26 protein-coding genes and 1 riboswitch are annotated in these 24696 nt (G+C 30.5%); of the genes, 18 read left to right on the top strand and 8 right to left on the bottom strand.

Going from position 1 to position 24696, the window contains the following annotated elements:
* Positions 1-110 precede the first annotated feature (110 nt).
* The gene (locus tag G9F72_RS19005) at positions 111-1853 is read right to left on the bottom strand and encodes a phosphoenolpyruvate carboxykinase (protein WP_164959626.1); all 1743 of its coding nucleotides are present in this window, start codon (positions 1851-1853) and stop codon (positions 111-113) included.
* 342 nt (positions 1854-2195) lie between these two features.
* Between G9F72_RS19005 and G9F72_RS19000 the strand changes: the two genes are divergently transcribed.
* On the top strand, positions 2196-3095 hold the full coding sequence (locus G9F72_RS19000; RefSeq protein WP_164959627.1) for a DMT family transporter: 900 nt from the start codon (positions 2196-2198) through the stop codon (positions 3093-3095).
* A 387-nt stretch (positions 3096-3482) separates the two neighbouring features.
* On the opposite strand, the gene G9F72_RS18995 is transcribed toward G9F72_RS19000, so the two are convergent.
* The 3 genes from G9F72_RS18995 to G9F72_RS18985 form a co-directional block, all read right to left on the bottom strand.
* Entirely contained in the window at positions 3483-3770 is a 288-nt protein-coding gene (locus G9F72_RS18995; protein ID WP_164959628.1) for an ArsR/SmtB family transcription factor, read from the bottom strand.
* Between the two features lie 3 nt (positions 3771-3773).
* Entirely contained in the window at positions 3774-5033 is a 1260-nt protein-coding gene (locus G9F72_RS18990) for a D-alanyl-D-alanine carboxypeptidase family protein (RefSeq protein WP_164959629.1), read from the bottom strand.
* A gap of 399 nt (positions 5034-5432) precedes the next feature.
* Entirely contained in the window at positions 5433-6692 is a 1260-nt protein-coding gene (locus G9F72_RS18985; protein WP_164959630.1) for an MFS transporter, read from the bottom strand.
* A gap of 167 nt (positions 6693-6859) precedes the next feature.
* Between G9F72_RS18985 and G9F72_RS18980 the strand changes: the two genes are divergently transcribed.
* Complete coding sequence (locus tag G9F72_RS18980) at positions 6860-7477, top strand: NUDIX hydrolase (RefSeq protein WP_164959631.1); 618 nt, start codon at positions 6860-6862, stop codon at positions 7475-7477.
* Between the two features lie 89 nt (positions 7478-7566).
* Here the strand turns inward: G9F72_RS18980 and G9F72_RS18975 are convergent, their stop codons facing one another.
* Both G9F72_RS18975 and G9F72_RS18970 read right to left on the bottom strand, forming a co-directional pair.
* Positions 7567-7917, bottom strand: a complete 351-nt coding sequence (locus tag G9F72_RS18975; RefSeq protein WP_164959632.1) for a hypothetical protein — start codon at positions 7915-7917, stop codon at positions 7567-7569.
* A gap of 190 nt (positions 7918-8107) precedes the next feature.
* Positions 8108-8467, bottom strand: a complete 360-nt coding sequence (locus tag G9F72_RS18970) for a winged helix-turn-helix transcriptional regulator (RefSeq protein WP_164959633.1) — start codon at positions 8465-8467, stop codon at positions 8108-8110.
* Positions 8468-8769: 302 nt separating this feature from the next.
* Here G9F72_RS18970 and G9F72_RS18965 point away from each other — a divergent pair, with 302 nt between their 5' ends.
* From G9F72_RS18965 to ndk, 8 genes are all read left to right on the top strand, one after another.
* Positions 8770-9411, top strand: a complete 642-nt coding sequence (locus tag G9F72_RS18965) for a lactate utilization protein (RefSeq protein ID WP_164959634.1) — start codon at positions 8770-8772, stop codon at positions 9409-9411.
* 42 nt (positions 9412-9453) lie between these two features.
* Positions 9454-9637, top strand: a riboswitch (cobalamin riboswitch).
* Between the two features lie 127 nt (positions 9638-9764).
* Complete coding sequence (locus tag G9F72_RS18960) at positions 9765-10658, top strand: energy-coupling factor transporter transmembrane component T family protein (RefSeq protein ID WP_164959635.1); 894 nt, start codon at positions 9765-9767, stop codon at positions 10656-10658.
* Positions 10639-12390 (top strand): ABC transporter ATP-binding protein, encoded by a 1752-nt coding sequence (locus G9F72_RS18955; protein WP_164959636.1) that lies wholly within the window; start codon positions 10639-10641, stop codon positions 12388-12390. Before G9F72_RS18960 ends, G9F72_RS18955 begins: the two co-directional genes overlap by 20 nt.
* Positions 12390-13088, top strand: a complete 699-nt coding sequence (locus tag G9F72_RS18950) for an ECF transporter S component (protein WP_164959637.1) — start codon at positions 12390-12392, stop codon at positions 13086-13088. Before G9F72_RS18955 ends, G9F72_RS18950 begins: the two co-directional genes overlap by 1 nt.
* A gap of 34 nt (positions 13089-13122) precedes the next feature.
* Positions 13123-14976: a DUF4430 domain-containing protein gene (locus tag G9F72_RS18945; RefSeq protein WP_164959638.1), complete on the top strand. Its 1854-nt coding sequence runs from the start codon at positions 13123-13125 to the stop codon at positions 14974-14976.
* Positions 14977-15025: 49 nt separating this feature from the next.
* Positions 15026-15709: a DUF4430 domain-containing protein gene (locus G9F72_RS18940; protein ID WP_164959639.1), complete on the top strand. Its 684-nt coding sequence runs from the start codon at positions 15026-15028 to the stop codon at positions 15707-15709.
* A gap of 133 nt (positions 15710-15842) precedes the next feature.
* The gene (locus G9F72_RS18935) at positions 15843-16058 is read left to right on the top strand and encodes a hypothetical protein (protein WP_164959640.1); all 216 of its coding nucleotides are present in this window, start codon (positions 15843-15845) and stop codon (positions 16056-16058) included.
* An 86-nt stretch (positions 16059-16144) separates the two neighbouring features.
* On the top strand, positions 16145-16618 hold the full coding sequence (gene ndk / locus G9F72_RS18930) for a nucleoside-diphosphate kinase (RefSeq protein ID WP_164959641.1): 474 nt from the start codon (positions 16145-16147) through the stop codon (positions 16616-16618).
* 257 nt (positions 16619-16875) lie between these two features.
* On the opposite strand, the gene G9F72_RS18925 is transcribed toward ndk, so the two are convergent.
* Entirely contained in the window at positions 16876-17235 is a 360-nt protein-coding gene (locus G9F72_RS18925) for a hypothetical protein (RefSeq protein WP_164959642.1), read from the bottom strand.
* A 45-nt stretch (positions 17236-17280) separates the two neighbouring features.
* The gene (locus tag G9F72_RS18920; protein ID WP_164959643.1) at positions 17281-18759 is read right to left on the bottom strand and encodes a nicotinate phosphoribosyltransferase; all 1479 of its coding nucleotides are present in this window, start codon (positions 18757-18759) and stop codon (positions 17281-17283) included.
* A gap of 158 nt (positions 18760-18917) precedes the next feature.
* On the opposite strand from G9F72_RS18920, the gene G9F72_RS18915 reads away from it, so the two are divergent.
* The 8 genes from G9F72_RS18915 (at position 18918) to G9F72_RS18880 (ending at position 24692) form a co-directional block, all read left to right on the top strand.
* Positions 18918-20945, top strand: coding sequence for an ATP-dependent helicase (locus G9F72_RS18915; protein ID WP_224676174.1), 2028 nt, complete (start codon positions 18918-18920; stop codon positions 20943-20945).
* 90 nt (positions 20946-21035) lie between these two features.
* Entirely contained in the window at positions 21036-21992 is a 957-nt protein-coding gene (locus G9F72_RS18910) for a tyrosine-type recombinase/integrase (protein WP_164959644.1), read from the top strand.
* 173 nt (positions 21993-22165) lie between these two features.
* Positions 22166-22363: a hypothetical protein gene (locus G9F72_RS18905; protein ID WP_164959645.1), complete on the top strand. Its 198-nt coding sequence runs from the start codon at positions 22166-22168 to the stop codon at positions 22361-22363.
* A 194-nt stretch (positions 22364-22557) separates the two neighbouring features.
* Positions 22558-22821, top strand: coding sequence for a hypothetical protein (locus G9F72_RS18900; protein WP_164959646.1), 264 nt, complete (start codon positions 22558-22560; stop codon positions 22819-22821).
* Between the two features lie 205 nt (positions 22822-23026).
* On the top strand, positions 23027-23227 hold the full coding sequence (locus G9F72_RS18895) for a helix-turn-helix transcriptional regulator (protein ID WP_164959647.1): 201 nt from the start codon (positions 23027-23029) through the stop codon (positions 23225-23227).
* 130 nt (positions 23228-23357) lie between these two features.
* Positions 23358-23543 (top strand): hypothetical protein, encoded by a 186-nt coding sequence (locus G9F72_RS18890; RefSeq protein WP_164959648.1) that lies wholly within the window; start codon positions 23358-23360, stop codon positions 23541-23543.
* Positions 23544-23831: 288 nt separating this feature from the next.
* A complete protein-coding gene (locus G9F72_RS18885) occupies positions 23832-24242 on the top strand; it encodes a hypothetical protein (protein WP_164959649.1) in 411 nt (136 codons plus the stop codon).
* Positions 24243-24254: 12 nt separating this feature from the next.
* Positions 24255-24692, top strand: a complete 438-nt coding sequence (locus tag G9F72_RS18880; RefSeq protein ID WP_164959650.1) for a hypothetical protein — start codon at positions 24255-24257, stop codon at positions 24690-24692.
* Positions 24693-24696: the final 4 nt, after the last annotated feature.

Genomic DNA, 24696 nt, shown 5'->3' with positions numbered 1-24696 from the left:
TTTTAATATGCACAAAATATAAAAGAAAAGAATCATATATTGGGTAGAGGATATAGGAACGAGTTTTAGATTTGCCTGTTCCTATATCTTCATTGCAATATATGATTCTTTTACTTTATAATTAATTCAAATAATTTTTTAGCTGCTTTTTTAGGTCCATCCTTTTCCTGACCTTTTATGCCTAGGGAAGTTCTAATTTGTCCAACTTTAACTCCTGTTTTGAAGAATTCTTCAAAGTATTGTTTTATAAGTACATCTACTAGTTCTTGTTTTTGAACAGGTCCAAAAGGATTTGCAAAATAAGAGGTTACAAGACCCAGTTCTGTAGTGGTGCCTTTTGCCATTCTTGCTCCTCTTTTGCAAACATCAATAGCATCTATTGGATTTGTGAAGAAATTAATTTCTTCATTGCCATCTTTTACCTCTTCATAATTGTTTGCATAGAGAAATAAATCTATAGGATATCCCTTAATAATATCTTTATAGCTTGCTACAGGCATAACAAGTCTTGCATTAATTTTATCAGGATTCATAAATATACTTCTATCAATTTCTTTAAAAGCATAGCCTGCATCTAAATCATCGAGTCTTACGAACGCACCAATTTCTGTTCCAAAGCCTAAGGGTTTTCCACCGCCATTCATAGTTACAACACCCATATCATCAAAGACTATGGTCATGTCACTTACGTAATCTTCACTTAAGCTTCTAAAGGCTTCTAAACATTCGGATTTACCCGCACCACTATCGCCCATAATAACAACATTTGCGCTTTTACCATTATTCATAACTATGTTTACCATAGCACCATGGATTGGTAAATTACCTCGTTTAATCATTATCAAGTTATGAAGCGTTAAGGCCATCTTTTTTACATATCCGAAGTAATCAATTTCAACGCCATAGCTTATATAGCCAAGCATTATATCATTTTCCTTATCCTCATAAAATTCTGTTTTGACTTTAGGGAAAGAGTCCTTAGCTCCAAAAACAAAAACTATATCCGGTTTAATGCCCCTGTATTCTTTTTCTCTTGCCATTTCAAATAGGTTACATAGAGTTATTGCATGAGCCATAAAATCTCTGTGAACATATATGAAGGCAAGCAGTGTTCCTACTTTAGCGGGGTAACAAAACCAATGATCAGTGCTTAGAGTACAATCCTCTAATGGGTTTTCAAAACATTCATTAAAAATACCATCGCGAGTGTTTCTCTTAGGATAGCTTATATAAGGTAAATCTAGCATTATTGATTCAATAAAGGGAACGTCTTTTAATTTTTCATATCCAGAGGGCATAGGCCAAGTTGCATTATTAACAATAAGACCAGCATTACCACCTGCGGGCAGTTGTCTGTAAACCATAGGTTTATGGCCAACTACATTCTCTTCAATTTTTCTATATAGATTAAGTATAAGCATGGAAAAATCATTGTTAGCCTCAATAAAGCTTGTTTTCTCTAGGCCCTCATTAATTTTATTGTTTTGAATTACAGTGTATCTTTCAAGCTTTCTCCAAAAACTATAAAAATCTTCTATAAAATCAATAAAAGTATCTTTGCTATTTATAAGGGAGCTATATTTAGTATTTAAATTTATAATTTCATTTACATTTAATACAGATAGGAGTTTGAACAAATGTATCACGAAAACATCTAAATCCTCATTTTCTGTGTGAGCATTTTGTATTAAATATTTATAGATATTTGAGTTTTTCTTCTTTATTTTCTTAAGATAAGCGTTAAAAACTCTTTTAAAACCATTACTTTCTAACAATTTTTCAGGACTATTACAGTATTTTGCAGTGAAATTTATCAATACATTATCATTACTTAGAGAAAATTCTTTTTTCAAATTGACACCTCCATAGGTTAGTACAAAAATTATAGTTAATAAAATGAAATTTATAGGTGTGGATATTATCATAAACAACAGAATATATTTCAATACTATACTATAATACTCTAGAAATGCAATATTGACAATGATAAAATTGCAAAAACCATATCTTACATATTATTTTGACAGGATATTTGAAATAAAAATATAGTGTAATTTTGGGAAATTCTGAGTATAATGATATTTAGAGTATAATGATATTTAGAGTATAAAACAAATAACAAGTCAAAATAGATTTGCAGGTTGACTTGTTATTTGTTTTTATGCGCGGTAAAGAAAAATAAGGGGAGTGATATATTGACAAACAAAAGAATATCTCATGTAATGGCAATAATCTTAATGTTTATATGGAGCTTATCTTATTTAAGCATAAAGGTTGTATCACAAGAGGTAAGTCCTACATTATCAGCATTTTATAGATTTGCGTTAGCCTCAATTATTTTATTTATAATATTAAAAGTGAAATTTCCAGAAGAAAAAGTTTTAAAAGTGGACAAATTAAAATTTGCACTGGGCGGGCTTTTTGGAGTGGCCATATATTTTATATTTGAAAACTATTCTGTAGCGTACACCTCTGCATCAAATGTGGCAATTTTAATTGCTACTATACCTGTATTCACTATATTTTCTCAAAGAATAATATATAAAGAAAAACTTACATATGGAAAAATATTTGGTGCTACCTTAAGTTTAGTTGGTATTATAATAATAATTGCATCTAAGCAAAGAGTAAGCTTATTATCAAAAGGGAATATAGGAGACTTGATGGCACTTGGAGCAGTGTTCGCCTGGGTTATTTATAATATGGTTTGTAGTAGCTTTAAGGGAAATTATAAGGTTATCACAATAACTACTTATGAAATCATGTGGGGATCCTTATTTCTTAGTCCTTCTCTGTTTTTTAGTCCACTTCAAATTCCGTCTACAAAAGTTGTTTTAAATCTAATATTTTTATCTATTTTTTGCTCTTGCATAGGATATGTAATGTATGTCCATTGTCTAAAAGACCTTGGGGCAACTGTCATTACTACATATATAAATTTACAACCTATTATGAGTTTAGTTGCAGCTGGAATCATACTTCATGAAGTTGTTACAGTTTGGCAGGTAGTAGGGTGCATTGTCATAATAGTGGGAGTAACTTTAGTAAGTTTGGATGGAAAGTTGTTTAACTTCAGAAAACTTAAGAGGGTATGAAATTTCTCTTGCGTGCCTTGCAAAAGAACTAAAAACTACCCTTAGGGAAACATAACAATTCTTAATTGTTATGTTTCCCTAAGTTGTTTAGAGCGTCCCAATGTAATGCTTTTTCTCATAGGATGCTAACAAAAGTATATATTACGTAAAATGCGTCTGAACAAACCGTAGTAATTCACAATTTATTTTATTTATAGCTACGTGAAGAAACCCACATGTTTGAGCGTAGCGAGTTTGTGGGTTTTAGCAGCAATAAATAAAATAAATTGTAGAATTACTTGGCGAAGTGAACGCATTTGTAGCAATATATACTTTTCTTGTAGACTACTATGACAAAGGCACGTAGTACTAAGTTTTTAGTACTACGTGCCTTTTGATAAATTTGAGTTAAGGTTCATCAGGAAACATTGCATTAACTATATTTATTATGGTCTGATTACAAATTTTATAATTAATTTGTAGTCCATTTCTTTCACCTTGGATAATTCCTAAAGCTTTTAGTTTTTGAAGGTGTTGAGAAATGGTGGATTGAGGAAGGTTTAGGCAATCCTGCATATAGCTAACATTGCAACTTCCCTTGTTCATAAGCCCTCTGATAATACATATTCTCACAGGATGGGCAAGAGCTTTTAATAATTCTGCGATTTCTGTATATTGCTGAAAATCTTTATTCATCGTTTATCTCCTTTTAAAACTCATTCTTCTACCACCACGGTTTTTACGTCTTCTAATTGAAGAAATTAGTAACACAATTAAAGCTAAAACCACAACCAGTAAAATACCAACAATGGAATATATTACTATGTTGTCTTTAATAAGAGTAGATTTTGAAATCATTGGATATAACTTGTAGCTCTTTTGAGAGTCTCTTTGTTTATAATCTAAAGTCCCAACAGAGGTATCTTTACTAAGCTTCCACGGATTTATGCCCTTAGCACTAACAATAGTTTCTGGTTTGACATCATTAGTATAAGAAGTCACGTCTTCTTTTGACTCTAATGGAATATTAACTATTCTTTCTGGTCCTATGAATGGAATAACCTTATAGGATGAAGAGATTGTTTTTACTACAGTATCTTTTTTAACAAGTACATCTTTTTTAGCGGCATAACTCCAGTCAATTAGTTTTTGCATATCCTCAAAGACTTTTGTATCTTTTGGGTCATTCTCAGAATTCATAACAACGCCTATAATATGGCGACCGTTACGTTCGTATATAGAAACTAAACATCTTCCAGCTTTTATTGTATAGCCAGTTTTACCACCTATGTTACCATCTACCCCAAGGAGTTTATTTCTATTTTCAACAATAGCTTCAGGGCCATTAGTAGATTTTATTTTGCTAGTTTTTTTAGCCATAGATTCCCGTACTCTATCGTTTTTGTAAGCAGCTCTACCTAATATAGTTAAGTCATAAGGGGTTGTAAAATGTTGATCATTTTTATCATCCAAGCCATTTGGGGTGATAAAGTGAGAGCCTTTCATTCCTAGCTTCGCAGCCTCGGCATTCATCATTTTAGCAAAATTAACTTCATTTCCACCAACGTTATCTGCAATCATATATGCGATATCATTTCCAGAATAAAGAAGAAGTCCATCCATTACGTTGTCAGCGGACATAGTATCACCCACTGCTACAGGATGAATATTTAGGTTATAAGAAAAAGCTGGTTGTGCTTTTGCAGATGCTGTATAGGTCAAATTGTCAGTTGATTTCTTATTTTCAGCAAGTAGCAAGGCTGTAATAAGCTTAGTAATACTTGCAGGGTACATCTTATTATCAATGTTTTTAGTGTAAATAATTTCTTTAGTATCTATATCTACAGAAATAGCAGCTTTACCAATTAATTCCGGCGGTTTAACAGCAGCAAAAACAGTTGTAGAAAAAATTAGTGTAAATACTAGTGCAAATAATAAAAGTCTGTTTATTCTTTTCAATTTTCATCTCTCCATTTACGTTAAATTTTATATTTATCTACTGATAAACACAAAATTAGTATATCATTTTAATATATTAAGAACAAGGTACATTGAATAATGGCTAATTATAACATTATTTGAAATTAAGAGTTTTTTCTTATATTATGCTATAACGAAAGGTATATATTGCTAGGAATACAGTCGCTTCGCTAAGTAATTCTAAACAAAATTTTGTGAAAGATACTAAAAAGTTCAAACTCGCTGCGCTCAAACATGAACTTTTCTTAACGTATCTTTCACAAAATTTAGTTAAGAATTACTAAGCTTGCTCCAATGCATTCCACGCAATATATACTTTTGTTAGCATAATATAAGAAAAAAATACTATTAATTTTAAAAGAACATGAAATTATATGTTTAGCCGACGATGGTGAAAATATCTCTTTTCTTTTTCTTTTCTTTTTCGTCATACTTTTCAAGCATACACATAAATATCGATGATATAAAGGCTATCATACCTAAAATGAGCCAGGCAGATTCTATACTGATATATCCTAAGGCTTTGCCCATGGTTATGGGTCCTAGAGTATAGCCCATGCCAAAGATTATGGGAAGAACGGCATTCATTCTACCTCTATGGGACATAGGTGTGTGATTTGCAATAAAGGGTGCAATACTTATTGATAAAATAATTTCACCTAAAGTAAATATGAAAACAGATACAAAAAAGAAAGGTAGTGTATTTAAAATGCCTAGCATGCCAAATCCAAATGCATATAAAAGACCTCCATAAATCATCTTTCTAATATGTTTCGTGTTTTCTGACATTTTAGTTATAAGTGGAGTAAAAAACATAACTATTAATCCATTAAATCCAGCCATTAAACCATAATATTTGGCGCCCAGGCTTAAAAAATTTTGAGCTGAGTGTATGGGCATCATAAACGACCACTGGGAATAAACAAAATTGTATCCCAAAGTGCATATTGCAAAATATATGAGAATTGGTCTTTTTAATAACACAGATATTATGGTTCCTTCTTCTCTGGTTTCTAAATGTCTACCTTCCCCTGTAACCTCTTGTTTTGTAAGATGTATAGTTTCTTTGATGAAAATAAATATTAAACTAAGGGATATAAGTGCAGTTACTGCATCCCCTATAAATATAAGTGGTAAATAATTTTCATAGAGAAGTCCACCAATGATTGGACCTATGGCGAACCCAATATTCCAACCCATATAAGATAACGCATAAGCACCATCCCTATTTTTAGGGGTAGTTAAATCGGCTATAAGGGCGTCATGAGCTGGACCAGCTATAGCCATACTCATAGAGGCAATCATTAATACGTAAATCATATTTATAGATGGGTTCATAAATCCACAAACAATATACAGCATTGCAGATAAGAAATCAAATATAATAATAACTTTTTTCCTGCCAATAATATCAGTTAACTTACCACCAATAATAGCTGCAGGCATAAATAATAATCCAGATACACTAATGTAAGCTCCTGAGATCTCCTTAGACAACCCAATTTTTTCTGTAAGAATAAGGGTAAGTAATGGCATGACAAAGCAGCCCATAGCATTTATAATTCTTGAAACAAAAATTACATATATTTCTTTGGGTAATCCTCTATAAGGATCAAGTAATGCTGATATTCTCTTCATTTTTTATCCCCCTTGTAAAAACAAACTCATTTAAATACATAAAAATAACTAGATTGTATTATAGTTACAATTATATCACCAGAATATAAATTATGCACCGATAAATTGTTTTAATAAACTATTCAGTGTGATATTATTAATTTGAATATAATTTGGTGGTGATTAAAATGAGAAATAAGATAGAACAAATATTTAAAAATAGAAATTCTAAGCCAATAGGCCAATTTAAAGAAAGTGCAGTTATGATATTACTTATGGAGGATGAGGCTGGAGAATTAGACCTGATATTTGAGGTGCGTGCTCTTAAATTAAGGAGTCAGCCAGGAGATGTCTGCCTGCCTGGTGGAAAAGTGGAAGAAGATGAGAACCCAAGGGAAACTTCTATAAGAGAAACCATGGAAGAATTAAATTTAGAAAGAGATCAAATTGAGGTTATAGGAGACATGGATTATTATATAAGCCCCTATGGAAATATAATGTATGCATTTGTTGGAAAACTTAAATATGGACAAATAAACCCAAGCGTTGATGAAGTAAATCACATATTTAAAGTTCCATTAAAATTCTTTTTGGAGAATGAGCCACTGCTTTATAAAATGGAAATAGGACCTGTAAATCAAGACGGTTTTCCCTTTCATTTAATAAATGGTGGGAAAGACTATAATTTTAGAAAAGGGTATATGGATGAATATTTTTATGAATATAATGACTATATAATATGGGGTTTCACAGCGCAGATTATTAAAAGCTTTATTGAGGTTTTGCAAAATAGTAGCAGTATTTAAATTAATACTGTGGATAATTTATAAAAAAAGAGTTGTAACAAAATAGAAATTAATTTCTGCTTTGTTACAACTCTTTTTAATAGAATAAATTATTTACTACCCACAAGCTTGTTCTTCTTAATAAATACTGAAACACTTAATACAACAACTGCTATATACACAAAAACATATATAATTGAAATTAATCCTGACTTATTGAAAAATTTCAAATAAATAAAAGCAGCTTGTGAGACCAAAGCCCAAAAGAGAGAAATAAAAGCCATGATATTATTCCTATGTCTCCAATTGTCAGGGTCTTTCATAGAGCCAATAATTTTATCTCGTCTTTTACTATTAGCACCAGTGCTAATTACTAGAAATTTGTAATATAAGAAAAATACAAAGGCTATTATAGAAATTCCAAAGAATATATAGGCTAAAGAGATACTTGTTATATTCAAAAAAATCACTCCTTTTAGAAATATAATTGCTAAAATGATTATAAAATCACATTTTATATAATTAATATGCCCCAAAAGTTAAAACATATGTTTATTTCAAATACTTAATAAGTAAGCCTTTTATACTGCTAGCATGTATAATTTTAAAAAATCAAAAAAAGAGTGAAAATCCACTCTTTTTTATAAAAAATTATTCTTCTTTGTCAGAAACAACACTTTCAAAATAATCTGTTCCCCACTTACACATAACATCTAGTATAGGCATTACACTTTTGCCTTGTTTTGTTAAAGAGTATTCTACTTTAGGAGGAACTTCCGCATATACTTTTCTATGAACCATTTCATATGCTTCCAATTCTCTAAGCTGTTGTGTTAGCATTTTTTGTGTTATGCCACCCATAGACCGCTTCAATTCGCTAAATCTTAATACATCATTTTTTGCTAATTTCCAAAGAATAATTGGCTTCCATTTTCCACCTATAATATCCAGTGTTAACTCTATGGCACAACTGTATTCTTTATTATTTATTTTCATTGGTTTATCTCCCATGATTACCTCCTAGTTTCCCTCTGGATAGGATAACTGTTATTATAATACTAATTAAATTAGTATCCTAAGTTACTATTAAGTCACTTAGGATACTAAGTGACTTATAAGTGAGTACTTGATTAAAAAACCTTTACTATTTATAATTATATCATTGATATATTTTATATGCAATATTTCAATAATATAAATCCCATCCAATATATGTGTAAAATCAATTTGAATAAGCTTTAGTAATTTTTATTCTTAAGAGGTATAATAAACATATAATTAATGTAAAGTATTTTTGAAAAGAGGGGAAAAAAATGAAAGAGATTCATAATTGGCACAATGAGACCATAGGTTTAAAAACAGTAGATGTTCTTAAAAAGAATGGTTTTTCAGCTCTTTATTGCAAAAGTGGTGAGGAAGCTTCAGAATTTATAATGAATAGCGTACATAAGGGTGACCGAGTAGGTTTTGGTGGATCCATGACTGTAAAAAAACTTGGTATACAGGAAAAGGTAAAGTCAGTGGGAGGACATGTATTAGATCATGGTGACCCGACTTTATCATTAGAGGAAAAAATGGAAACCATGAGGGGGGAGCTCCTTTCTGATGTTTTTTTATGCAGTTCTAATGCTGTAACTTTAGAGGGCGAACTTGTAAACATTGATGGAGTAGGGAATAGAGTGGCGGCAATGAGCTTTGGACCCAAAAAAGTCATTGTTGTAGTGGGTGTTAATAAAATTTGTAAAAATGAAGCTTCTGCTTTTGAAAGACTAGAACAAATTGCGGCACCAATGAATTGTAAGAGACTAGATATGCCAAATCCTTGTACTAAAACTGGAGTTTGTAGCGACTGCAGAGCGGATACTAGAGCCTGTAGGATTTATTCTGTAATTAAAAGAAAGCCTATGAGAACTGATATTACAGTAGTTGTAATTGGTGAGGATTTCGGTTTTTAACAAAAATGTAGACTATTACAAATAAAAGAAATATAATATATATTATAAGAACAATTTAATAAAAATTAATTATAAGAGGGAATGTGGTTTAATGCCACAGCAGCCCCCGCTACTGTAATCATGGACGACGGGTACAATACCACTTGACGCTATTAAAAACGTTAGGGAAGGGTACCCTTAGGATGAAATGAAAGCCAGGATATCTTTTGTAATTATAATGAATACGATACCTTCGGAGGGAAGGTAAAGGGTTATATTTTATAGACCTTTACCGAACTTTTTAAGTTCGGTTTTTTTAACGTCATTTTAGAAGGAAGAGCAACACATGTATAAGTAGATTTAATGGAGGGACTATGCAAAATAAAAACAGTAAAATTCATGTTATAACAGCGGCTTTAATAGGTATAAATTTGCTTATAATAACCTTTTTGTGTAAAAATCCGATTTTGCTACTATTAATTTTTATGTTTTGTGCCTTTACTTTGGTTTATAGCGGAAATATAGAAAAGCTTAAAAATGGATTTAGATATTTTGTTCCATTTTCCATTTTAGCTATAGTAGTTAATATGATTTTTGTGGCACAGGGAAATACTACTCTCTTTTATCTTTTTGGAGAAAAATTCACACTGGAGGCATTGCTTTATGGGGTTATATTGTCCTTTAAACTTTTAGTGGTAATTTATTTGTTTGCAGTAGCTGGAATAATTATAGATTCTGACGTGGCTGCCTCATATTTTTCTTCTAAGATACCAAAATCTACATTAACAATAATGATTAGTCTAAAAATATTCCCTAATATGAAAAATAGAATTGTAAACTTAAAAGAAGTATATAGCATACGGGGTGTAGATTTTGAAAGCAAAAAGCTTAAACAAAGAATCAAAAGTAATATACCAGTGCTATCAGTTTTATTAGAAGATTCTCTAGAAGGAGCTTTTGATATAGGGGAAGCAGCTTATGTGAGAGGATTTTTAAGTGGAGAAAGAAGTGTATATGATAAGCCTAAACTCCAAATAAAAGATTATTTATTAATTGGAGCAAGCATAGTCACATTGCTTTTCTATTTAATATTAAATATAAGGGGTATAGATAACTTTGATATATATATGAAGGTTAGTTTTTCACAACTTATTAATTACTGGATTTTAGGTGTTATAATTTTACTAATTATAATAGCAACTATGCTAATTGAGGTACTAAAAAATAATGCTATAGGGAGAAAATCAAATGTCATACATAGAAATTAAACAATTAACCTACTACTATCCAAAGGATCAGAAACCTGTATTACGAGATATAAATTTACAATTAGATAAAGGGAAGATTTTATTTGTTGTAGGAGAATCAGGCTCAGGTAAATCTACTTTAGCTAAATGTATTTCAGGAGCTGTACCAAATTTTTATGGAGGCACTATACAAGGTAGTGTAGACATAAACGGCCAAGGCATAATAGAAATGGAGCATAATAAAAGGTCCCGTGAAGTAACTATGGTTTTTCAAGATCCGGAAAGTCAGTTAATAATGAACAAGGTAGATAGGGAGATTGCTTTTGGACTAGAAAACGTGGGCGTAGAGAGTTCAGAAATCAAGAGAAGAATTTGGGAAGCCATGGAGTTTTCTAATATATTAGATATAGCCAATAGAGAAATTAACACTTTATCTGGTGGACAAAAGCAAAGAGTGGCAATAACCTCTGCAATGGTATATTTACCAAATTGTATCATTTTAGACGAGCCTACCTCACAATTGGATCCAGCTGCTGCGGAGGACGTTATTGCACTTATAAAAAAAATAAACGACGAGCTAGGTATTACTATTATTATCATTGAGCAGAGAATTCATAAATGGTTTGATATTGCAGATGAGATTCTTGTATTATCTAAAGGTAAAATAGCTTTTTTAGGAAATAAACAAGAGTTTTATAACCAAGAGAATGATGCACTACAGGACTTTTTGCCCAGTTATTTAAAGATATCCAAAGCCTTAGACATTGTTAATATGCCTTGTGGTTTAAAAGACATAAGAAGGACTATTGAAGCATCTACAGATGAATATAAAACTCCATTGTTAGAAAAAGTCTTATCTAGTAAGGAAGAAATTATAAAAATTGAAAATTTATGCTGTAAATATGAGGATATTTTAGCTATTAAAGATTTAAACCTTAGTATAAAACAAGGTGAATTTATTAGTATTTTGGGTGCTAATGGTGGGGGAAAAAGCACTTTTTTAAAATCACTTATGGGACTAATTAACTATAGTGGTAGCATTAAAGTGTTAAAAAAATCTTTTGCATGGGGGGAGGATAGCAAAAAATTATCTAAAAACAACATTATGAGTTTTAGCGGAGAGTATAAAGAGATTAAAAAACTTAAAATTAAGGATATAGCTAAGATTATAGGGTATGTTTCCCAAAATCCTAATGATTATATATCAAAAGAAACAGTTTACGAAGAATTAAAGTTTACTTTAGATAATTACAACATCAAAGATAATGGGGTTATAGAGGAAACACTAAAGGCTTTAGATATTTATAAATTAATGGATAAGAACCCAAGGGATCTTAGTGGTGGCGAGATTCAGAGAGTTGCCATAGCATCAATTTTGGTACTAAAGCCAAAGATTCTACTTTTAGATGAGCCCACTAGGGGGTTAGATGGAAAAGTAAAAAAAATGCTTGGTGAAATCTTACTACAATTGAATAAGAATGGTACTTCTATAATACTTATAACTCATGATGTGGATTTTGCATCAGAATTTTGCAGTAGATTTTTATTGATGTTTAATGGTGAAATAGTAGGAGATGGAAATAGGGAAGAGGTTCTTGGCAGTGGAATTTATTATACCACCACCATTAATAAGATTTTTAGAAATAGGAATACAAGTATTTTTACTTTAAAAGACTTTATAGCAAGTAAAAGTTTAGCACCCTTAAATAAATTAATGACACCTTTAAATAATAAAAATTTGAAGGTGAAATAATGAAGAAAATTACAATGTATTTTACATTTTTAATTCCAGTGGTATTAATAGCACTAGGTATTAAATTCGATCATTATATTAATATGTCTTTAAGTGTAACTGCGGCTGTGTTTTTAATAATTTTTTTAAGCTATTTTTATTTTGAAAAAAGTTCTATGGGTACTAAAGAAATAGCAGTTATAGCTACCTTAAGCGTATTTGCAGCAGTTAGTAGAATTCCCTTTGCAGCTATAATGAATGTGCAGCCAACAACCTTTCTAGTAGCCTTATCTGGATTAGTTTTTGGGGTTTATGAGGGGTTTTTAGTTGGAAGTACAGCAGCGTTTATTTCAAATATTTTCCTTGGCCAAGGACCTTACACCCCTTGGCAAATGCTAGCCTGGGGTATCGTTGGTGCCATATCAGGGTTAATAGGTAAAAGTAGCAAAAAACTTTCTGTAGAAAAATTTGCAATTATATGTTTTCTATATGGTTTTTTGTTTGATTGGATAATGAATCTATGGTCTGTGCTTGTAATTTTAGATCCAATTAGTATAAAAGGCATTTTTACCATATATTTAACCAGCATTACAGCTGATGTAATGCATGCGGTGGGAAATTTCATTTTTACCATGATTTTCTATGAAAGCTTTTACAAGGTATTAACAAGATTTAAAAGTAAATTAGACATTACTTATATTAAAAACATTAAAAAGTAAAGCTATAGATAAAAAATTCGAGGGGGAAAAAATAATGAGAAAAACAATGAAAAATAAGGTTTACACCATGGCGTTGGTATTATTATTTGTTATAGGTCAAATTTTCACAGGAGCTGGCACCATGGCTTTTGGAGTAGAAAGTAATTTTGAGGTTTCAGTGCAGGTTCAAAGTTTTGATAAAGTAATTACAACAGGAAAATCAAGTAAAACAAATGGGTTTGAAGCTTTAAAAGAGGTTTTAGATTTGAATAATATACCTATGGTTGCCACAGATGGAAAGTACGGAAAATTTATTTCAGAAGTTAATGGAGTAAAGGGTGGTAAATTTGGTGGATATGATGGATGGTCTTATGCAATTAATAGAAATAATAATTATGAAGATATAAATACAGGCATTGATGCTGCCAAATTAGAAAATGGGGATAAACTTATTTTCTATTATGGTGATATGGGAACGCTTTCTTCAAATAAAATAGAATATTCCACAAAAGATGCAAATGCGGAACTTACTATAAGTTTAAATAATATGTATACTGATTATACAACTGGAAAACCAGTAATTCAGCCTATTAATGGTATAAAGGCAGAGATTGATGGTGATCAGGTGCAAGTCGTTAATAATAAAATCACCGTTAAAGAAGGACTGAAAAGTGGAACCCATATTCTTAAACTAAATGATTTTAAAACAGATGGATGTCCAAAAGTAGTTTATGATGAAATAAAATTTATTATAGGAGAGGATGCAACTTCAGGTAGCAATGGTAATGGGAACAGTGGAACTGGAAATGTAGATAATACTAAAAATTCAAAAGCTATTTCTGAAGCAATTGCGAGCTCTGCGTCAAATGTTACAGCAAAGGGACTTAATACTTGGTCTGCTATGAGTTTAAATAAGCTAGGAAAAAAGGTAGACACTAGTTTCTTAAAACAAAGTATTGAAGATATTAAGGCTACTGGAGTAAAAGATATAAGTAATACAGATCTAGAAAAATTAATTATGGGTATCACTGCTGCAGGGTTTACACCTTATAATGTTCAAGGATACGATTTGGTATCTGAATTGTTTAATAGAGATGCGGACACATTTTTAATTAATGATGCTGTGTTTGGAATCTTTGCTTATAATTATGCAAACATAAAAGAGAATTATAAAGTGACTAAGGAAAAAATGGCCAGTATTATATTGAAATCTAAGTTGAGCTATGAAGCAGGCGGAAATAAAATAGTAGGATGGACATATTACGGCGAAAAAGTAGACCCAGATATGACAGGGGCTGCTATAAATGCCCTATCAGAATTTTACAATACAAAAGCTGAAGTCAAAGATTCTATTGATGCTGCAGTTAAAACAATGTCTACATTACAAAACCAAAGTGGATACAGCGTCAGCCAATATGGTTTAGCTAGTGAAACTACAGCTTTTGTTATATTAGGACTTACTTCTGTAGGAATAAATCCAGAGGGAGAAACATTCACTAAAGCCAAAGGTGATTTAGTATCAGCCTTATTATCTTTTAAAGCTGCGGACGGAGGATTTAAGCATTTATTAGAAGATGGTTCATCAAACTATACATCTACAGAAGAGAGTCTCCGTGCACTAATAGCTCTTAGTGAATATAAAACTTCTGGGAAATATGATTTTTATTCTAGTAATATTAACTCGAAGAATTTGCCGATTTTTGCTCTATCAAATACTAAAAGTAGTGATGCGGTTAAAGGCAATAATGAAGTTAAAAATAAAAATGCAGTTAAAAGTGTAAATGAGGTAGGAATTGATAAATTACCTGCAACTGGAACATTTGTTGATACTAACTTGCTAATAATTTTAGGGATGTTGTTTATGACCCTAGGAGCTTTGTACACAAGAGTGGTTAGAAGTGAAAAATAATATTTACAATAAAATCCCTTTGACGTCACAATAGAAAAGAGGAATATCAATGAAAAAGAAAATAATACTTATAGCTGTAGTTATCTTCGTAAGTTTAGGCTTATTAAGTATTTCTAAAATTGTGCAAAATAAGTACCTTTATAATAAAAGTGGTTCAGTAGTGCAAAAAGCTAACAATCAAGCCTCAACAGCAGTTAATGTTAAAGAAAATGATAAACCGGATGTAAAACCAATAATTGTGGAGGCACCTGCAAAGACAAGTGTCCAAAACAAATCAGAAGCAGTGGTAAAAAATGCAACAGTTAATAAAACAGAGGAAAAGACAACACAAACAAAACCGAGAAGTACTGAAAATGTAGTTGTTCCAAAGGTGATACCTAAAGAGGCAGGAGCAAAGAGTCCTGAACCTAAAAAGCAACCTAATTTGGTAATTAAAGATTATATCTCTGGTAAGATAATTTTATCTATAAATGTAAGTACTGAGAATAAAACTGTAGGTGAGATCACATTAAGTGAACTAGACAATAGAGGTATAAGTTATAGTGTATCAGGGAGAGGTGAAACAGTTTATTTGACAATGATAAATAATCTTAAAGCCAGAGGTAAGGGGCCTTTAAGTGGCTGGTGTTATTACGTAAATGGTTCTAAACCAGGAGTAAGTTGTGGAGCTTATAAATTAAAGTCTGGTGATGTTGTTGAGTGGAAGTATTTAGAGGATGCTATAAATAATTAGGTCTATATTTATCAATTGTATTATTATTATGAATTTTTTTAAAAAACACTTCAATTTATTGTTGAAATGTCTTATAATGTTACCACGGTAACAATGTTGCTAGAGTAACAAATTATGGGAGTGGGGTGTTAAAATGTTACAGTGTCCTTTTCTAACAACTATGGAAGAAGATGTAGACTGTTTTAAGGAGTGTGCTTTCTATAAATGGGCGGATAATGGAGGGAAATGCCCATTTCTTGATTTGAAAAATTTCAAACCCTTTACTATTAAGAATATTTCAGACTATGATTTATTTAATGAGGATAAGAACTCCCCATTAAGAATGTTGTATAAAGAAAAATATTCATAGGATTGTTTATAGGTGTATGTGTATTATTTCTAAAAATAGGATATAATTTAGTTTATAGCTAATACAAAACAGGGAAGTGAGTTTAAATGGAAAGAACCTTGGTTTTAATTAAACCTGATGGAGTAAAACGAGGACTTATTGGTAAAATTCTTAATCATTATGAAGAGAAATCACTAGAGATTGTGGCGCTAAAATTGATTTCTGCCTCCAAGGACGATGCTAAAGAGCATTATAGAGAACATGAGGGAAGAGAATATTTTCAAGGATTGATAAATTATGTTACTGAAGGCAAAATGTGTGCAATGATTTTAATGGGTGAAAAAGCCGTTGATGTAGTAAGAAAAATCAATGGAGATAAGGATCCTGTAAAAGCAGAACTGGCAAGCATTAGAGGTGAATTTACACTAGATAAAACTCATAATTTAGTTCACGCCTCAGATAGCCCTGAGAGTGCAGAACGTGAAATTGCCATTTGGTTTCCTGAGCTTACCTGCAAAGATAGTTATAAGAAAACTGTGGATTTGTTCCAAAAAATTGATGGTCCAATAATAAATGTATAATAAAAAGTATATATTACTACAACTGCACTCTCTACGCTAAGTAATTCTAAGCTGATTTTATGAAAGATACTAAAAAGTAAAAACTCGCTATTCGCTCAAACATTTACTTTTCTTAACGTATCTTTCATAAAATCATCTAAGAATTAAAAGTGCTTGTTCGAATGCAGTTTACGTAATATATACTTTTTTAAACGTTCTTTAAAAAAGAAGGAAACCATATGATTATTGGCTTCCTTCTTTATTATGTTAAATAAGAACTAATGTGAACCACAATTTCCAGAGCAACCACCACAGGAGTCACTATGGGACTTAGAACAATTTGTGTCACTCTCTTTTGTGGAAACTGTTTTAATCCAAAATCTAGAATCAGTATACGCTATTGTGAGTTCTATAATGCTATCCAAAAGAGTTTCATCATATAATATTGGTAAATCATCAATATTATTTTTAATGTCTCCGGTTTTAAAATTGTCTAAGTAAATATCAACTTTTGCAGATTTACAACAACCGCTTGCGTATATAAATCTTACGCTGGTATATTCTTCGCTGAGTTTAAGCATTTCTATAAGCTTGTCATGAGCAGTTTTGGAAAGTTTGATTTTTAAAGTTTGTTCCATAATTCCTCCTTGTATTCCTTTAGGTGAGATAACAATTTTTTTATGTTACTCCTCAAAGGTCTCTGAATAATAATTTAATAAACCTTGCTTAAGATTCCATAAATCTGAGGACAGATCCACATAATACGTATGAGGATTTTCAAATCTTAAAACTTCACTCCATAATTTAGACACTTCGTTAGCAGAAAATGCTTTTATTTCCATAACAGAGGGAGATTCATAAATAGACTGTCCATTTTCAAAAATTTTAACCATAAGCTCTTTTATATAGAAATTTTTAATTTTCTTCTTTTTCCAGGTATAAACAGGATTAAATAATTCAAGGGGTTTACTTTCATCAATTTCCTCATTGTGTAAGGTAATCAAATCTGCAATGGCCTTGTGTGTTGTTTTGTCGAAGATTCTATATAATTTTTTAAACGCAGGATTAGTGATTTTTTCTTCATTCTCACTAATTTTAATTTTTGGCATTATTTCTCCATCATTTTCAACAGCTACAAGTTTATAAACACCCCCAAATACTGGTTCTGACCTTGCAGTAATAAGTCTTTCCCCTACACCAAAGCTATCAATTTGTGCCCCGCTTTCCAAAACACCTCTTATAATAAATTCATCAAGGGAATTGGAAATGGTGATTTTTACATCCTCATATCCAGCCTCATCTAACATTATTCTAACTTTTTTGGTTAGATAGGTAATATCACCGCTATCAATTCGAATTGCTTTAGGTCTTTTACCCATAGGTTTAAGCACCTCATTAAATACCTTTATAGAATTTGGAACACCAGAGAGTAGTACATTATAAGTATCTATAAGCAGTACGCAGTTATCAGGGTAAGTTTCAGCCCAAGCTTTAAAGGCATCGTATTCATTATCAAAAAGCTGCACCCAACTATGGGCCATAGTACCAAGGGCTGGAATGCCAAACATTTCGTCAGCAATAGTGCAGGCAGTACCAACACAACCACCAATAACAGCGGCACGAGCCCCATATATAGCACCATCATAGCCTTGAGCACGTCTAGAACCAAATTCCATAACTGGTCTATCCTTTGCAGCTCGACATATTCTACTTGCTTTAGTAGCTATTAAGGTTTGATGATTTATTGTGAGGAGTATCATTGTTTCAACAAATTGGGCCTGCATAACAGGGCCTTTAACTATAACTAAGGGTTCCCCAGGAAAAACAGGATACCCTTCAGGCACAGCCCATACATCACAAGAAAATTTAAAATCCCTTAAATAATCTAAAAATTTTTCTGAAAAAATATTTTTACTTTTCAGATAGGATATATCATCATTTGAGAATTTTAAGGTTGAAAGGTATTCAATTAATTGTTGTACACCGGCCATAATACAATATCCGCCGCCGTCAGGTATACGCCTAAAAAACATATCAAAATAGGCAATTTTATCTTGAACATTATTATGAAGATAACCGTTTCCCATAGTCAATTCATAAAAGTCTACGAGCATTGTTAGATTTCTTTCATTCTGCACATTAAAATCTTTTGAGTGTTTCATAATTTTTTCCCCTTTGAAATTTAATAAAAGTATATAATAGAATTATAACATATTTATATTTTAATGTTTAAGTGTGATTATTACAATAGTATTTTGGGTATAAACATAATATATGAGTAATTTAAAGTAGATGTATGAAGGTGGAGAACAAACATAATATGAATAATAAAGTGATTAACAATAAAATAAATTCAAATCTAAGTGAGCAGCAAAGAGCAGCAGTTTTTTCAGATAATAGAAATTTATTGATTACTGCAGGACCAGGTTCAGGAAAAACCGTAGTTATAGTTAATAGAATTGTTCATTTAATAAATGAACAAAACATTGACCCTAAAAATATTATTGTTATTACTTTTACTAGAGCCGCGGCTATTAATATGAAAAACAGATATATTGCTATGAATGGCAAAGAGAGGGTCCCGTTTTTTGGAACCTTTCATGGCTTGTTTTATAAGATTCTTAAAAATTATTATGGACAGATAAACATAATAGATACGCTAGAGGTGTATAAGCTAATAAAAAATGTACTGATGTCCTATTTAGATGAGGTAAGCGATGAAAAAGTAAAGGAAGTAATAAATAATATTTCTGTATTTAAAACGAGTGGAAAAGTAATAGAAAATTTTGATTCAAGTATTGATAAGGGAATATTTACAGCAGCTTATAATATTTACGAACAGTATAGAAAAGAAAGAAATTTGTTCGATTTTGATGATCTTCAAATAGGCTGTAGAGATTTGTTTATAAAAAATTATGCAATACTAACGGGTTACAGAGCTTTATTTAAGCATATACTAGTTGATGAATTTCAAGATTGTGATTCTATGCAAGTTGATATATTAAGACTATTAAATCAGGATAATTCTATTTTTGCAGTAGGGGATGAGGACCAGTGTATTTATGGGTTCAGAGGCTCTAATCCTGAGTGTATGGTCAAATTTTCAGAGCACTTTGAGGGGGGAGGCAAGCTGCCTCTTTCCACTAACTATAGATGTCCAAAGAATATAGTAGAAATATCCATGAATATTATAAAAAATAATAGCATGAGAAATGAAAAAAACATAACAGCATTTAAAGAGCAAGATGGCGGTATTGAAGTACTTAATAATGTCAATGAGAACTCTCAGGCAGAGGAAATCAGTAACCTTATTCAAGGTCGCCATGAAATACAGGATAAAAATTATAGGGATAACGCCATATTGTACAGAACAAACGTAGAGTGTAGAAGTTTAGTGGATGTTTTTATTAAAAAAAGAATACCTTTTATGCTTTTAGATAAGGAATATGACTTCTTTCAACATTTCATTTGTAAGGATATAATTGCATATTTAAAACTAAGTATTGATAAATCGGATAAAGAGAGCTTTCTTAGAATAATTAATAAGCCTTTTAGATATGTAAGTAAATTAAATTTAGATAATTTAAGAAGAAATAAAATTAAGGAAGACTGTTTTGAAACCGTTAAGGAAATTTCCGGTGTACCGGTGTTTCAAATGAAGATGCTAGATAAGTTAAAGAAGAGTATTCATATTTTAAATAAAATTTCTTTAAAAAGTGCTATAGACAATATAGTTTTAGATATAGGATATCACGATTATATTAGAGAGTATTGTACTAAGTTTAAAATTGATTTAGGAGAGATGGAGGATGTTATTGAAGAGTTTAGGCAATCAATAGATGGGTATAACTCTATAATAGCTTTTCTAGCCCATGTAGAGCAGGTTAAAGAAGAAATTAGTAAGGGAAAGAAACGCACAGATGAGGATGCTGTAATACTTAGTACAATTCATGGTGTGAAAGGAATGGAGTTTAAAAATGTATACCTCATTAATTGTAATGAGGAGAATATACCACATGTAAATAGCATGGATAAGAATATAGAAGAAGAAAGAAGACTATTTTATGTAGGAATTACAAGAGCCATAGATAATGTTTGGTTATGCATTTCCAAAAATGTAAAAGGAAAAGTCAAAGAAACCTCACGATTTGTTGTGGAATGCAAGATTGTAGGGGTATCTACAGATTTGCCTTTTCAAGAAGGGGATATTTTATTACATAAAAGTTTCGGCAAAGGAAAAGTGATTTCCATTACAAGTAAAGATTTAGATTTGAAGTTTGAGGGTGGAATTACAAGAAAATTTGATGCGGCGGTATTATATAATAACTCATTAATATCAAAGGTGTAAAATATTGTTTATGATATAGAAGAAGAAAAGTCATTAAAAAGACTCCATACACGTAACTATTAAAAAAACACGTGGAGGTATGGAATAAAAATGGCTAAAATTAAGCTAAAAAACATGAGAAAAAGTATTGATAAAACAATTGATGAATGTCACAAAGAGTATTTAAATTATTGTGTTAGTATAGGTCAAAGGGATAAAACCATAGAAAGTAAAATAAGGTTTTACAGATTTGTATTACCTAAAATAGTAGATGTTTCAGAGAATATAGAAACACTTACTAAACAAAAAATAGAAAATCAAGTTATTTATTATAGGAAAAATGGATACAAAGGGAATACCTATAAAAGTTTTGTAATTAAGACTAGAGCATTTTTAACATTTTGTTTTAATGGTAATTATTTACAAAAGTTTGAAGTGAAAATTCCTCGTATTGATTCAGATAAAAAAATAATTTACACAGAAGATGAATTAAATTTATTGCTAAAGAAACCGAACCTAGATGAGTGTCTGGTTGGAGATTATAAAATGTTTGTAACAATTAATTTCTTATTTGGAACAGGTTGCCGTTCAGAAACTTTATTAAATGTTAAAGTAGAAGATATTAATTTTACGAACGACCTAATTTTATTTACGCATATGAAAACTAGGAGGCAGATTACAGTTCCACTTTCTTCTACATTAAAGAATGTTTTAAAAGAATATGTAACTGTAATGAATTTAAGTGGCGAAGATTTATTATTCTCGAAGCTGAATAAAGAAAAGATGTGCTATGATACTTTGCATCAAAATATGAGTAATTATTTTAAGAATAGAAATGTTAAAATGCGTGGTGTAAATACGTTCAGGAATACATTTGCTACTTTCTTCATAAAAAATCATGGCGACATTTATCGATTAAAAGTAATCCTAGGACATTCTAACATAAAAACAACTGAGGGATATATTAATCTCTTACCAATTGACCTTAACGAAGATATTTGTAAGTTTAATCCTTTAGATGTGCTAAATAAAAAGAATCTAAAGATTAGATTGAAAATAAGTAAATAAATCATAGAATATAGAATTAAATATAAAAAAAGATATAAAGATTAAAGATACATAACTTAATTGTATCTTTTTTTATGTTTAAATAGGTTATGTAGATAGATATATAAAAGATATTGTGGTAAAAATATGTTATAATATAAAAAATAAGTAAAATTTAAGGAGGGGGATTTAAGATGAAAAAGGTTAAAATTATTATGGCTAATGGGAATGAGTATTTTTGTAATAATTTAAGTTTAGAGGATGTTACAAAAATTGTAACAAATGAATATGGTATATTTAAAGATAGAAGTGTTTTAATAACTGGAGAAGATATGAACAATAGAATTTTGATTAATCCTAAACAAGTATCAAGTATTGAAGAACATGATTAAAAACATAGAAATTTAAAGTAGAATAAACATATTTACAATAATAAATTTTAAGAATAGTAATAAGCTTTAAGGGATGCCTTGGGGCTTTTTTATTTTCTGTAAAATCAAAATTTATTTTAAAGGGAAACTTTACCCCTTCCAATTTCAGTAAAATGATGTATAATATATACGAACATATGTTTTGGAGGTGTAGCATGAAAATAGTAGCAAAACCAATAGAAGTGGTTTCTTGGACTGATAAAAAGGGTAATATTCATCCCGTAAGATTTAAAACTACTAATGAAGACGAAAGTATTTCTGTAATTAAAATAGATAAAGTAATTACTGTAGATAAAGAAAAGTTGGCAGGTAATAATATGTTAGTGTTTAAGTGTCAGAGTGTAATTAACGGAGCTGAAAGGCTATATGAGATTAAATATGAATTAAGTACCTGCAAGTGGATATTATTTAAGATTTAGATATTAGATTAAAAAAATAACAATACTGTACCTAGGGGGAGCCCAGTGCAGTATTGTTATTTTTTTCGTTATTAAAACACAATAAAAGGATTGGTATTTAAATTATAGACCATTCTAAAAACTTTATTCACTTAAATTATTAATAAAGGGATTTTTTAACTCTTGGAGAATACTTACATATATAAACTAATGATGAGGTGGTTATATGGTTTTAAGGAATAATCTTAAAGAAATTAGAATGAGAATATATATGATGAATGTTACTGATTTTGCTAAAATGCTAGGAGTAAAGTTATCGACATATTCACAATGGGAATCAGGAATAAATTCACCTAGCTTAGAGAAAGCCTTTGAAATTTCAAAAATATTAAATAAGCAAATTATTGAGATATGGCATGAAGAATAGACCATATCTTTTTTTATAACTAAAATTCATTTAATATGAAATTATTTCATTTTATATGGAACAATTGGCATTAAGTAGAATATATTAGAATTATAAAACACACTAAGCAAGGCTAAGAGGAGGGAAATGAATGGCTACAGCTATAAATGTAACTTTCAAATCAGATGAAATAGAAATGAAAATGTATTCCGAGTGCATATCACATTCAGGACGTGTCTGTTTTGTAAAAGATTGTATTTCTTTTTTCATGAAATATGGTCACATGGAAAAGCAACTAAAAGAAATGTTGGCACAAGAATCCAATAAAAAGGCATAAAAAAAGCCTAACCTCAATGGCTAGACTTATCCTATGACACTTCAAGCTACCGTCTTGTTACACTTCAACGCTACACTTGTAGTTTATGCACACATATTTCAAACGTTACACTTTTTAACTATATATTTAAACTTATTAACACAATGTTAACAATTACATTAATCTTGACATTAATTCTAGTCCAAAATCAAAAGCTAAGTAAGTTAGAACAATTACTGAACCTATACACATCTTCATCACCTCAATAATAGCTTAACCTTTTTTTTTAATAATTATGTGGAGGCTTTTATGGAAATATTGGTTATCAATAATAATCGAACCACAATGAATTGGGAATATAAATCACCAAGTAGAAAACACGCAGAATGTTTAGAAGAATTTGCTAAGAAAATTAATTCAGATACTAAATTAAAGAAAATGACTATTTTTGTATTAGGTAGTTTGTTGTATTGTAAAACTACTTTAGCAGTAGTAAATCCACTTGATAAAGTTAATAAAGCAGGAAATATGATGTTGGGGATATCTAGGACGATTGGTTATTGGCTAATTTTGATAGTTTGTATTTGTGAAATTATTAAAAGCCTTATGGCAGGAGACACTAAAAGCATTTCAAAAATAATTATGAAAAATCTACTAGCTTTTGCCAGTTTATATCTATTCCCTTGGCTTATGGATTTAGTAAAAGGTATATTCGCATAGGAGGTATGTATTATGTTTTTGAGTAGATTATTATCAGTAGTTCCTGAAATAGTAAAACCTTTAGACATACCACAAATGTTATTAGAGCAAAAAGAAACTTTAAGAAAATTAGATTTAATAAAGGAACAAGTTACAAAATTAAAAGTTAAAAATATGTATGATGCTTCAAATACATTACAAAATCCTATATTTGATATGAGTAATGTACCATTAGTTGATAAAGCAGAAAGATTTTTTGATTATATAGATGCAACTGCAAAATATTTAACTCATCCTATATTAATAGTAAATGCTATTGCAGGAGCTTCATACTGGGTATGCCTTATGATTGGTATAGGTGGAATTTTGTTTTATGTAATTGGGCATGAGAAGGGTTTAAAGTACACTACAGGAAGTGTTTTAAGTTATACGCTTATACAAGCAATTAACTGGGGGCTAAATTTATTATGAAGAC

The sequence above is a fragment of the Clostridium estertheticum genome (assembly GCF_011065935.2).
GTDB lineage: Bacteria > Bacillota > Clostridia > Clostridiales > Clostridiaceae > Clostridium_AD > Clostridium_AD estertheticum_A.
Note: the sequence above shows the minus strand (reverse complement) of the source record. Positions and strands in the feature narration are given on the sequence as shown.

Bases quoted from the DNA above. Each gene is read 5' to 3' on its own strand.
- G9F72_RS18995 (WP_164959628.1), bottom strand. From the start codon at position 3,770: ATGAATAAAGATTTTCAGCAATATACAGAAATCGCAGAATTATTAAAA.
- G9F72_RS18985 (WP_164959630.1), bottom strand. From the start codon at position 6,692: ATGAAGAGAATATCAGCATTACTTGATCCTTATAGAGGATTACCCAAA.
- G9F72_RS18980 (WP_164959631.1), top strand. From the start codon at position 6,860: ATGAGAAATAAGATAGAACAAATATTTAAAAATAGAAATTCTAAGCCA.
- G9F72_RS18970 (WP_164959633.1), bottom strand. From the start codon at position 8,467: ATGGGAGATAAACCAATGAAAATAAATAATAAAGAATACAGTTGTGCC.
- G9F72_RS18965 (WP_164959634.1), top strand. From the start codon at position 8,770: ATGAAAGAGATTCATAATTGGCACAATGAGACCATAGGTTTAAAAACA.
- G9F72_RS18960 (WP_164959635.1), top strand. From the start codon at position 9,765: ATGCAAAATAAAAACAGTAAAATTCATGTTATAACAGCGGCTTTAATA.
- G9F72_RS18955 (WP_164959636.1), top strand. From the start codon at position 10,639: ATGTCATACATAGAAATTAAACAATTAACCTACTACTATCCAAAGGAT.
- G9F72_RS18950 (WP_164959637.1), top strand. From the start codon at position 12,390: ATGAAGAAAATTACAATGTATTTTACATTTTTAATTCCAGTGGTATTA.
- G9F72_RS18945 (WP_164959638.1), top strand. From the start codon at position 13,123: ATGAGAAAAACAATGAAAAATAAGGTTTACACCATGGCGTTGGTATTA.
- G9F72_RS18940 (WP_164959639.1), top strand. From the start codon at position 15,026: ATGAAAAAGAAAATAATACTTATAGCTGTAGTTATCTTCGTAAGTTTA.
- G9F72_RS18935 (WP_164959640.1), top strand. From the start codon at position 15,843: ATGTTACAGTGTCCTTTTCTAACAACTATGGAAGAAGATGTAGACTGT.
- ndk (WP_164959641.1), top strand. From the start codon at position 16,145: ATGGAAAGAACCTTGGTTTTAATTAAACCTGATGGAGTAAAACGAGGA.
- G9F72_RS18925 (WP_164959642.1), bottom strand. From the start codon at position 17,235: ATGGAACAAACTTTAAAAATCAAACTTTCCAAAACTGCTCATGACAAG.
- G9F72_RS18920 (WP_164959643.1), bottom strand. From the start codon at position 18,759: ATGAAACACTCAAAAGATTTTAATGTGCAGAATGAAAGAAATCTAACA.
- G9F72_RS18915 (WP_224676174.1), top strand. From the start codon at position 18,918: ATGAATAATAAAGTGATTAACAATAAAATAAATTCAAATCTAAGTGAG.
- G9F72_RS18910 (WP_164959644.1), top strand. From the start codon at position 21,036: ATGGCTAAAATTAAGCTAAAAAACATGAGAAAAAGTATTGATAAAACA.
- G9F72_RS18905 (WP_164959645.1), top strand. From the start codon at position 22,166: ATGAAAAAGGTTAAAATTATTATGGCTAATGGGAATGAGTATTTTTGT.
- G9F72_RS18900 (WP_164959646.1), top strand. From the start codon at position 22,558: ATGAAAATAGTAGCAAAACCAATAGAAGTGGTTTCTTGGACTGATAAA.
- G9F72_RS18895 (WP_164959647.1), top strand. From the start codon at position 23,027: ATGGTTTTAAGGAATAATCTTAAAGAAATTAGAATGAGAATATATATG.
- G9F72_RS18890 (WP_164959648.1), top strand. From the start codon at position 23,358: ATGGCTACAGCTATAAATGTAACTTTCAAATCAGATGAAATAGAAATG.
- G9F72_RS18885 (WP_164959649.1), top strand. From the start codon at position 23,832: ATGGAAATATTGGTTATCAATAATAATCGAACCACAATGAATTGGGAA.
- G9F72_RS18880 (WP_164959650.1), top strand. From the start codon at position 24,255: ATGTTTTTGAGTAGATTATTATCAGTAGTTCCTGAAATAGTAAAACCT.